This window comes from Acinetobacter sp. YH12151 (assembly GCF_013418355.1).
Taxonomy (GTDB): Bacteria; Pseudomonadota; Gammaproteobacteria; order Pseudomonadales; family Moraxellaceae; genus Acinetobacter; species Acinetobacter pseudolwoffii.
The window spans coordinates 1-10,312 of record NZ_VPCG01000064.1; the positions used below are offsets into that span (position 1 = coordinate 1).

At 39.9% G+C, this 10,312-nt stretch carries 8 protein-coding genes and 2 pseudogenes; 3 read left to right on the forward strand and 7 right to left on the reverse strand.

Features of this window, described 5'->3' with window-relative positions:
- Positions 1-272: 272 nt before the first annotated feature.
- The 7 genes and pseudogenes from FTU82_RS14625 to cadR form a co-directional block, all read right to left on the reverse strand.
- Positions 273-452, reverse strand: a pseudogene (locus FTU82_RS14625) (hypothetical protein); the annotation flags it as partial.
- 203 nt (positions 453-655) lie between these two features.
- Positions 656-1,555 (reverse strand): cation diffusion facilitator family transporter, encoded by a 900-nt coding sequence (locus FTU82_RS14630; protein WP_180001847.1) that lies wholly within the window; start codon positions 1,553-1,555, stop codon positions 656-658.
- 86 nt (positions 1,556-1,641) lie between these two features.
- Complete coding sequence (locus FTU82_RS14635; protein ID WP_180001848.1) at positions 1,642-4,800, reverse strand: efflux RND transporter permease subunit; 3,159 nt, start codon at positions 4,798-4,800, stop codon at positions 1,642-1,644.
- Positions 4,790-6,052, reverse strand: a complete 1,263-nt coding sequence (locus tag FTU82_RS14640; RefSeq protein WP_180001849.1) for an efflux RND transporter periplasmic adaptor subunit — start codon at positions 6,050-6,052, stop codon at positions 4,790-4,792. Before FTU82_RS14640 ends, FTU82_RS14635 begins: the two co-directional genes overlap by 11 nt.
- A gap of 1 nt (position 6,053) precedes the next feature.
- Positions 6,054-7,421 (reverse strand): TolC family protein, encoded by a 1,368-nt coding sequence (locus FTU82_RS14645; protein WP_180001850.1) that lies wholly within the window; start codon positions 7,419-7,421, stop codon positions 6,054-6,056.
- Between the two features lie 49 nt (positions 7,422-7,470).
- Positions 7,471-7,881 carry a hypothetical protein gene (locus FTU82_RS14650; RefSeq protein WP_039624319.1) on the reverse strand — a complete coding sequence of 137 codons (411 nt, stop codon included), beginning with the start codon at positions 7,879-7,881 and terminating at the stop codon, positions 7,471-7,473.
- A gap of 141 nt (positions 7,882-8,022) precedes the next feature.
- Positions 8,023-8,415 (reverse strand): Cd(II)/Pb(II)-responsive transcriptional regulator, encoded by a 393-nt coding sequence (gene cadR / locus FTU82_RS14655; protein WP_039624321.1) that lies wholly within the window; start codon positions 8,413-8,415, stop codon positions 8,023-8,025.
- A gap of 90 nt (positions 8,416-8,505) precedes the next feature.
- On the opposite strand from cadR, the gene FTU82_RS14660 reads away from it, so the two are divergent.
- The 3 genes and pseudogenes from FTU82_RS14660 to FTU82_RS14670 form a co-directional block, all read left to right on the forward strand.
- Positions 8,506-9,786 (forward strand): cation transporter, encoded by a 1,281-nt coding sequence (locus FTU82_RS14660; RefSeq protein ID WP_005407391.1) that lies wholly within the window; start codon positions 8,506-8,508, stop codon positions 9,784-9,786.
- Positions 9,787-9,797: 11 nt separating this feature from the next.
- Complete coding sequence (locus tag FTU82_RS14665) at positions 9,798-10,058, forward strand: FeoA family protein (protein WP_004665962.1); 261 nt, start codon at positions 9,798-9,800, stop codon at positions 10,056-10,058.
- Positions 10,048-10,182, forward strand: a pseudogene (locus FTU82_RS14670) (FeoB small GTPase domain-containing protein); the annotation flags it as partial. The gene FTU82_RS14665 and the pseudogene FTU82_RS14670, both read left to right, overlap by 11 nt.
- Positions 10,183-10,312: the final 130 nt, after the last annotated feature.

Consider the following 10,312-nt stretch of genomic DNA (forward strand, 5'->3'; position numbering starts at 1 on the left):
GAAGTTCATGCGCGTGTGGCAGTTCTGAATAGATTTACGGAATTAGGTAGACCTCACACCCAAGTTGTCACTTAAATTTGAATGGATTGGGGAAAACTCAGCTTTTGAATGTTTATGCAACAAAGCCGGTTTTAGTTATAAACTTATTCATTCAGGAATTATATTGCTGAATGAATAAGTCTAATTGATTTATTTATGCAACCCAACTATTCATTTGATTCATTTGATTCATTTGATTCATTTGATTCATTTGATTCATTTGATTCATTTGATTCATTTGATTCATTTGATTCATTATTTTTAACTTGTTTTTGTTTAGAATTTTCAACTTTAGAAGCTTTTAAATTCTTTTCAAGAAATAACAATCCGCCATCTGCATAACTAAAACTTGCGATACTAAAGAATGCACTAATTAACAGTAATTTAGTACAAAATTTATTTTTGAATAGCATGTTCATTTACTCTCATTTAATACTTGTTAGATATTCTAACTTTAAAGAATTAACACCCAGAGGACTCATAAATTACATTCTTGTAATTTTAAAATGTCTCAGGATGGTGTTTAAAGTGCGTGTGATAAATAGAAGTGTAATACAGGAAAATGGTAAGGTTTATCAGCCTAGTCATCTGTCCATTATGTAGAAAGAGCAGCACTTTAATGTTTATGCTGTTCCAATGTATTACATTCCGTACTTTCTATTTGTAACGTAATTTCAGTAATACTATGATTATGTTTTAGAACGTCTAAGGCCTTTTGATAGAGTTGATCTGTATTGCTATTCGGAGCAACCAAATGAGCAGTTAAATGAATATTTCTTGAGGATATAGCCCAGACTTTCAACTGATGAATCCCTTCAACGCCCTCTAGCTTCAATAAATCATTTCTTAACGACTCAATATCAATCTCATCAGGAACTCCTTCAAGCAGAATATTAATACTTTGTTTTAATAAAATCCAAGTTCGAGGTAAGACCCAGAAGCCAATTAACACAGCGATTACGGTATCAACCCACATCCACTGGGTAAAATAAATAACTATTCCTCCGATAATCACGCCTATCGATCCTAGAGCATCACTAAGAACTTCTAAATATGCACCTTTTATATTTAGACTTTCTTGAGCACTCGCAGAAAGGATTTTCATTGAAATCAAATTTATGACCAAACCACCAACCGCGACAATCATCATTCCAACACTTTGAATTTCAGCAGGATTCGTAAAACGTTGATAAGCTTCATATACAATATATATTGCTACCACAAAAAGCATCACCGCATTAAACAGAGCCGCTAAAATTTCAAATCGCTGATAGCCAAAAGTTCTTTTATCATCTGCGGCTTTTTTACCAATTTTGATAGCGGCAAGAGCAATAGCTAAAGCGGCTACATCAGTAAACATATGAGCTGCATCAGATAACAAAGCCAAACTTTGGGTAATAAAAGCAGCGACAACTTCTACTATTAAAAAAGTAGTCGTTAAACCTAAGGCAACCATTAACTTCTTACTATTTTCTTCAGTAACAACCGCATGGCTATGATCATGATGTTCTGACATAAAATATTTTCCTTATTCTATTTATGATGAGCAGAGATATTGGATAACAGCCAATATCTCTGCTGTAAATCGACTAATCTATTGGATTAAGAAACTTTTTTTTCATTCATCCAGCGGTACAGTACGGGCAATAAAACCAATGTAAGCAGGGTAGAGGAGATAATTCCTCCAATAACCACTGTTGCTAAAGGTCTCTGTACTTCTGCCCCAGTTCCGGTTGCCAAAGCCATCGGGACAAACCCAAGGGACGCCACACAAGCTGTCATCAGCACAGGTCTAAGACGCAAAATTGCACCCTGCCACGTTGCATAATAAAGGTCATATTGCTGTCGCAACTCTTTGATAAAGGTGAGCATGACTAAGCCATTCAGTACAGCCACCCCCGATAGTGCAATGAAGCCAACCCCTGCTGACATGGATAATGGAATGTCACGCAACCACAACGCGATTAAGCCTCCACATAAGGCAAACGGGACACCACTAAAGACCAGTAAGCTTTCTTTGATATTATGGAATACAGCCATCAATAAAATAAAGATCGTCAACAATGCGAGCGGAACCACCAATTGCATACGCGCTTTTGCAGACATCAGATTTTGAAATTGACCGCCATAATCTATCCAATAACCGCTTGGTAATTCCTGTTTGGATAACGTGCTCTGAAGTTCTGTTACGAATGAGCCTAAATCGCGTCCTTCTACATTTGCAGTAATAACCACCCGACGTTTACCATTTTCACGGCTGACCTGATTAATACCCAGGATATTTTCAACGCGTGCAACATCTTGCAGTTGGACTAAACCACCATTTGGCAATTGAACAGGAAGTAGCGCTAACTGCTCGGGACTACGCTGGGATTCATCTAGACGGATAACAAAATCAAAACGCTTGTCTCCCTGTAGAATGGTTCCAACATTTTGACCACCGACACTTGTCGCCACCAGATCCTGAATTGCTCTTACCGACAAGCCGTATTGTGCTGCTCTGGACTTATCAACTTCTACATTCAACAAGGGTAAGCCGCTGGTTTGCTCTACATTAACGGCTGTCGCGCCTGAAATTGATTTAATTTTCTGAGAAATCTTATTCGCTTCACGATTCAGAATTTCCATATCATCGCCAAATAACTTGACACCCACATCACTTCGCACCCCTGAAATTAACTCGTTAAAACGCAGTTCAATGGGTTGCGAGAACTCACTGTTATTTCCCGGCAATGTCGCTAAGAAAGTAATCATTCTTTGGCGAAGCTCATCAATCGTTTGTTTTGGATCAGGCCATTCATCATGAGGTTTTAACAGTACCACGCCATCTGAAATGTTGGGTGGCATGACATCTGTGGCCACTTCTGCTGTACCGGTACGGGCAAAGATTGCTTTAATTTCAGGAAATTCTTTCAACAGTAACTTTTCAGTATTTTCCTGCATTCTCAGTGACTGTTCTAACCCTGTACTTGGGGAACGCATTTGCTGAACAGCAAAATCACCTTCACCCAGTTGAGGTGCAAACTCGCTACCTGTTTGAGTAGCTAGCACACCCGTAAGCACTAAAATACAGGCAGCCACAATAGTCACAAATAAACGAAGCTCATAGGCTCTATCTAAAAGCAATTCATATTTAGTTTTAAGCCAATGCATCCAGCGACTTTCGGTTTCCTTGACTTCTCCAGTGACAAATAGGGCAACTGCGGCTGGCACAAAAGTGACAGATAAAATCATGGCCCCAATTAAAGCCAGTACAACCGTCATTGCCATAGGATGGAAAAGTTTGGCTTCTACACCCGTCAGGGTAAAGATAGGTAGATAAACTACCAAAATAATTAACTGTCCAAAGATGAGAGGACGACGCGCCTGTTTTGCAGCCAAGAAGACTTCTTTAAATCTTTCAGAACGGCTAAGTAAACCACCTTTCAGCTTCTGAGCTTCTGCTAGCCGACGGATACAGTTTTCTACAATAACCACTGCACCATCAATAATAATACCGAAGTCCAGTGCCCCTAAACTCATCAGATTTGCACTAATCTTCTGCTCTGCCATTCCCGTCAAGGTAAACAGCATTGACAGTGGAATAACGCAAGCCGTGATCAGCGCAGCACGGAAATTACCTAGAAAGAGAAATAAAATAACAATGACGAGGATTGCACCCTCAATCAAATTTTTCTGAACGGTTTTGATCGCCCGATCAACCAAATGCGTACGGTCATACACAGTCTCAATCACCACACCTTTAGGTAGCGATTGCTGGATCGATTGCACCTTTTCATCAATGGCTTGAGCAACGGTACGGCTATTTTCTCCCATCATCATCATGGCAATACCCAATACAGTTTCTTCACCATTATAGGTTGCAGCCCCTGTTCTTAAGTCATGACCAATTGAGACATTGGCGACATCTGCCACCCGAATAGGATAGCCGTTTTTATTGGTAATACTGATGTTCTGGATATCTTCAATCGTGTTTAAAGTGCCGGGAACACGAACCGTTAGCTGTTGTCCATTTTTCTCAATATAGCCAGCACCACGGTTTTCATTATTCTCTGTTAAGGCAGTTTGTAAATCAGACAAAGGAATTTGCAATTGTTGCAATCGGTTCAGATCAGGGGCAACCACATAGGTTTTATTAAAGCCACCAATACTGTTGATCTCCGCAACGCCTTTTACGCGCTGTAATTGCGGTCTTACAATCCAATCCTGAATTTCACGTAAATCCATCGCCGAATAAGGGGTTCCATCCGGCTTTTTAGCATTTGGTTCGGCTTTAATCACCCATTGATAGATTTCACCTAAACCTGTCGAAATAGGCGACATGTTAGGTTGCACATCTTCAGGCATTTCTCCCATTGCTTCTTGCAAGCGCTGGTTGATAAGCTGTCTGGCCCAGTAAATATCCGTGCCATCTTCAAAAATGATGGTCACTTGCGATAAGCCGTAGCGTGAAATCGAACGGGTTTGTTCCATTTTCGGCATGCCTGACATGGCATTCTCAATTGGATAGGTAATCCGCTGTTCCATTTCCAAAGCCGTAAAGCCATTGGCTGAAGTGTTAATCTGCACCTGAGTATTGGTAATATCCGGTACAGCATCAATCGGTAACTTTTGATAACTATAAATACCAATAGCAATCCAGGCTGCAACAAACAGCATGACCCAGATTGCGTTATGAATAGAAAACTGGATCAGCCGATCAAACAGTCCTTCAGGCTTTATTGACTCATTATTAGATATTTGAGAATTTTCAGTGCCCATGTGAAGCCTCTCCTTTTTCCATTTCAGATTTCAGTAAGAAACTACCTTGAGCGGCATATTTTTGTCCCTGATTAAGCCCATTTACCACTTCAATCCACTGGCTCTCCCCAGATGACTGACCTAATTTCACCGGCTGCGGACTGAATTCAACTTTCTGTCCATGTTGAGTGGCGACAAAAACCACATCCTTTCCATCGATATTCTGAACTGCTGACTTAAGCACCCGTAATGCGGTACTTTCACTGCGTTGTTGCAGCAGTACGTTTACCATCAAGTTTGGACGTAATTCGGTTGCATTCGATTCAACTTTTGCTCGCACCTGAAGACGACCCGTTTGAGTATCCGCTTCAGTATTTAAAGTCTGGATAACTGCCTGATAGACCTTTTCAGTTTGCAAGGATTTAAATTCGATCTTTTGATTCGGGGCTAAACCCATAATTTCAGAATTTGGAACAATAAACTCAAGCCAGAGCTGATCTAACCGGTCTATGGTAAAGAGTTGACTTGCTAACTGAACATTTTCTCCTAGCACCAAATCCTTTTTACTGATCACGCCGGAAATGGGGGCTTTCAAAATATAGCGCCCGTTACTGGTATTCACAGCACCAAACGCACTTAAACGTGATTGGGCCGATTGGACCTGAATTTGCGCCCGTTTATAGCTGTTGTAAGCACGTTGATAGTCCTGTTTTGCTGAAATACCCTGTGACCACAGCTGACGCTCACGCTCGAAGTCCTGTTTCGCCAGTTCAAGGTTGGTTTGTTCAATTTTTAGATTGGCCTGCTGATCGACTAAATCAGGAACAAGCAACGTGGCCAAAGACTGTCCTTTCTGAACTTTTTGGCCGAGTTCTACATAGACATTTTCGACATGACCACTAAAACTCGGAGAGACATGCGCTTGCTGGTCGGTATTCACGTTAAGTTTTGCTGGATAAGAACTTAATTTAACCACCGGACCTTGATCGACTGCTGATAACTGTATGCCTTGTTCAACCAGTTGCTTGGCCGTCAGGCTCACGCCTTCTGCATGCTCTTCGGTTTCACCGCCATGTTCCTCTTTGCCTTCTTCACTTCCATGTTCCTCTGCGCCTTCTTCCTCTGCATGTTCATCTGATGTTTCAGATTTATTCTTACCCGACAAGATCAAGAAAATACTGAGTAGTACGGTTGCGCCGATGACCAAACCAATCAGTAGAGGTTGAGAGATTTTTCCGCTCTGTTTTTTTAAGCTGTTTTTAAGATCGAACATGTTAATTTCCCCCACCAATGACAGGCATGGCCTGTATGTCTTGCCATAAGTTTTGATTGATTTGTGCAATAGCATCTTTCGACATGACTTCACTTGGGCTAATGCCTAAGCTCAAACTTTCTGCTTCAATGGCCTTTTGCCAGCCATCCCGTAACAACTGGACTTTACGCAGACGGATGTCTTGTAATTGAAGCGTGGCTTGCTGAACATCGGTTAAAGCAAACTTTCCTGCCAGAAAACCTTGTAGCGTTTTACTTTGAACTTGAGTCGCCAAAGGAATTTGAGTCTCGTCAACGACTTTGAATTGCAGCTCTAAACCCTGCAACTCGGTTAAAATTGTGCCTATTTGCAGCGCATTTTGCTTCAGATAAAATTCTTTCTGACGCTCTAATAAGTTCATTTTTTCTTGCGCGATTTTTATGCCATTTTGCTGACGATCGAAAATATTAAGCGGTACACTAACTCCGACTACTAATTGATTTTGTGTGGAGTTTTCCAAGGATTGGGTGCGGTTGACACCTAGGTTTAAAGTGGGGTTAGGACGTGCCTTTGCTCTTAGTTGATCAACCGTTGCTTGAGACTCTAATACCAGTAAAGCTCGATATTTCTCAACGTAGTTTTCCGCTAAATATTCTTGAACCTGTCCATGAGTCGATTTTGGCCAGAGCTTTTGTGAAGAGAGGTTTACCTGCAATGACTTATCAGACGTACCCCATAAATTTGATAATTGTTGGGTGGCCACTTGTACCTGTAAGTCTGCCTGTCTAAAAAGGCGTATATTTTCAGCATGACTTAAACGTGCGCGATTCACATCTACTTGCGCGATACCGCCCGCAGTAAAGCGCTTCTCGATCGCTTTAAGGTTTTCTTCACTCACCCGAAGTTGTTCATTGACAATGTTTCTTTCAAGTTCAGCAATGGCCAGTTGTGACCATACATATTTCACCGCAAGCTCAATTTGCGCTTGATAAATCTTCTGCTTCAGTGCTGTTTTATCTGTAGAGAGACTGGCTAATTTTTGGTTTGCTTTTCGCTCACCAAAAATATCCAAGGGTTGTGATATGCCAATGGCAAGCTCTTTTTCATTATTTGAACCAAAGCCCGTTTGTTCAACTGACAATTCAGGATTTTTAAACAGCTTACTTTGCTGAAGATTCGTGGCATTAATACTATTTTGCGTTTCCCAGAAATTTTGGGACGCTTGATATTGGTTAACCTGCTCAATAGCTTGCTGCAGCGTTAAATCTTGAGTACTGGCGACTACGGAAGTACTGATGCTGATCATTGCAGATAGCAAGATACCGCTACCTAAGGCTGACCAGGATAAATTCAGGATGGAGGTATCCTGATGTAATTTGTTTTTTGACATGAAAATGCCCCACGCATAATGAAATTAGGAGTGGTGGGCTTTTATAAGACTACCCCACCAATAGTAGGGGCAAATCGGGAGGCGGGGTTAATTGATTCAGATAAGGGGATTTATAAAAAGTTATTCCCAAATAAGTTGGGGTAATGCCGGTCTCAAAATCAGCTTTAAGCTTCAGATCATCGGGTGGGTCAATCTGAATCACGATTGTATTTGAGAAATGACTGCACTTTTCGTTAAAACAAACCTTCTGACAATAGTCATAGATTTCTTTATAGTTTTCTAGGGAATAAAGTGCTTGACGAGGACTATCACTCTTTTCGTCTAAATCGATTGGATTAGAGAGTATTGAATTGGGTATGTTTGGCATTTCATGCAGACAAGCAGCCTCTGCCACACTCCAAATATTCTGGAATGTGAATAAGAGTACCAATATCTGGATTAGAAATGTTTTTCTCTTCATACACAAATCTGTATTTAAAACACCAATCGGAAGCTAACCAAAGCTATCTAAGATCTTATCACAAAATTTAAGTCACCTTAATCTTTTTGCAGCCTTAAGTAAAGATATACAGAGTTTTTGAAAAAGCATAGGTCTAGATAATCAAGCTAGATTTTTTAAAACTCCACATTGGTCAATTGTACATAAACCATCACAAGTACCTCTTAAATCAGATAGTTGTTCAATAAGCTTTTGTTGCTTGATTATATTTTCTCTGATAGCACTGACATGTAAGTCAATTAATTCATTCACCCCTGAACAATTTTTCTCAGGTTTGTCTTTATAGGTAAGTAATTGACGAATTTCATTCAAACTCATATTTAAAGTTCGGCAATTCAAAATAAATTTAATTCGCTCAACATAGCCTACATCGTAAAGGCGGTAATTTCCTTCCGTTCTTTCTGGTTCTGGAATTAAACCTTCCTTTTCATAAAACCTAATTGTTAATACTGAACATGAGGTTTTTTTAGAGAGTTCACCAATTTTTAAATGCATTGAGTTGGTATTTCCAAAAAATCTTGACTCTATAGTAACTATAGGGATTCTAATATTCAAAGTTTATAAATTTTTTTAATGGGTATAACTATGAGTGGCTGTGGATGTAGTAAAGAAACACCATGCGAAGATAAGAAATCTCAACAAGAAAATCATCCATCAATTGCAGAAGCAAGCAATTCAAAGAATTGTGATAATACGCCTAGCTGTTGTGGTGAAGAGGAAGAAGAAAAATCTTCATCTCCTTGCTGTAACACTTCAAACAGTTGTGAAGATACCGCTCAATCCTGTTGTGGTTCTGATCCCAAAGAAAATTTAAGCACTGAAAACGTTTTAAAAGATTCGCACTACATGAGTGAATACTTAGTTCCCAAAATGGATTGTTCTGCGGAAGAACAGATGGTTCGTATGGCGCTATCTTCAATTGATGGTGTTCAAAAACTCATCTTTGATTTACCTAACCGGTCTTTAAAGGTTCTACATAATCAAAAAGATGAAAATATAACTACCAAACTTGAAGCTTTGGGTTTTGGTGCAAAGCTTGTGAAGACTGAAACTTATATAAGCAATCAACAGGCTAAGCAAACAAGTACCTATACCATTCCTAAAATGGATTGCTCTGCTGAAGAGCAAATGGTCCGTATGGCTCTTGCAGATATTGAAGCAGTTAAAGGTCTTACTTTTGATCTTCCCAATCGAAAACTGAAAGTCTTCCATAATGAAGGGATTCAGCAAATTACGGCTAAACTCGAAGGACTGGGTTTTGGGGCGAAACTTGATGAAACACAGCTTTCTACAGGCGATATACCTAATGAACCTGATCCTGTGAGACAAGCTAAAGTACTTAAACTGTTATTAGGCATTAATGCTCTACTGTTCTTTATAGAATTCATCAGCGGAATTATTGCTGCGTCTACAGGATTGATTGCTGATTCTCTAGATATGTTTGCCGATGCAGCCGTTTATGGTATTGCGCTATATGCCGTCGGAAAAGCTGCGAAATATCAAGTGAAAGCAGCCCATTTCGCAGGTTGGATTCAGTTATTACTTGCTGTCATCGTGATTATTGATGTCATTAGACGATTCATGTTTGGAAGCGAGCCAGAATCAACGCTCATGATTGTTATTGGCCTGCTCGCACTTATAGCTAACGTGACATGCTTATATCTTATTTCTGGTCATCGAGAAGATGGCGCACATATGAAAGCCAGTTGGATTTTCTCGGCGAATGACGTTGTCGTAAATATGGGCGTTATATTTGCCGGTGTACTCGTGGCGTGGACGGGATCAGCTTATCCAGACTTAATCATTGGCATCCTGGTTTCTTTATTCGTGCTTAATGGTGCTCGAAAGATTTTGGCTTTGAAGTAAGAGTATCGAAAATGAATCTATTTCAAGTTAAACAAAATCAGATCGTCAAAATTAGAGATCTCAAAAAAGGTAATCAATACAGTCATACCACTGATCCCGTATTGGAACGGCTCCAACTATTAGGTTTTAGAGAGGGTGAAACTCTACAAGTACTCGCTAAAGGTGTTTTTGGCGGAGATCCTGTTTTAGTTCAGATTGAAACTTCAAGATTCGCATTAAGAAAGAATGAAGCTGAAAGAATTTTTGTAGAGTTAGTATCCAATGAAGATTAAGAATATTGCATTAGTCGGTAATCCAAATTGCGGAAAAACCTCTTTATTTAATACACTTACTGGTACGCGACAAAAAGTTGCCAACTATGCTGGGGTTACCGTAGAAAGAAAAGAAGGTTCTTTTAACGGCACTGTTGCAAATAACCACGAATGGTAAGCTGAAGACTGTTTTAGCTAAAGGTGCAGCATATGAATCCTTTCCATGGTCGGCATTTTCAGGGCGAAATCATTCTTTGGGCTGTGCGCTGGTATTG

Coding starts and splice junctions, on each gene's coding strand:
- FTU82_RS14630 (WP_180001847.1), bottom strand. CDS start 1,555: ATGTCAGAACATCATGATCATAGCCATGCGGTTGTTACTGAAGAAAAT.
- FTU82_RS14635 (WP_180001848.1), bottom strand. CDS start 4,800: ATGGGCACTGAAAATTCTCAAATATCTAATAATGAGTCAATAAAGCCT.
- FTU82_RS14640 (WP_180001849.1), bottom strand. CDS start 6,052: ATGTTCGATCTTAAAAACAGCTTAAAAAAACAGAGCGGAAAAATCTCT.
- FTU82_RS14645 (WP_180001850.1), bottom strand. CDS start 7,421: ATGTCAAAAAACAAATTACATCAGGATACCTCCATCCTGAATTTATCC.
- FTU82_RS14650 (WP_039624319.1), bottom strand. CDS start 7,881: ATGAAGAGAAAAACATTTCTAATCCAGATATTGGTACTCTTATTCACA.
- cadR (WP_039624321.1), bottom strand. CDS start 8,415: ATGCATTTAAAAATTGGTGAACTCTCTAAAAAAACCTCATGTTCAGTA.
- FTU82_RS14660 (WP_005407391.1), top strand. CDS start 8,506: ATGAGTGGCTGTGGATGTAGTAAAGAAACACCATGCGAAGATAAGAAA.
- FTU82_RS14665 (WP_004665962.1), top strand. CDS start 9,798: ATGAATCTATTTCAAGTTAAACAAAATCAGATCGTCAAAATTAGAGAT.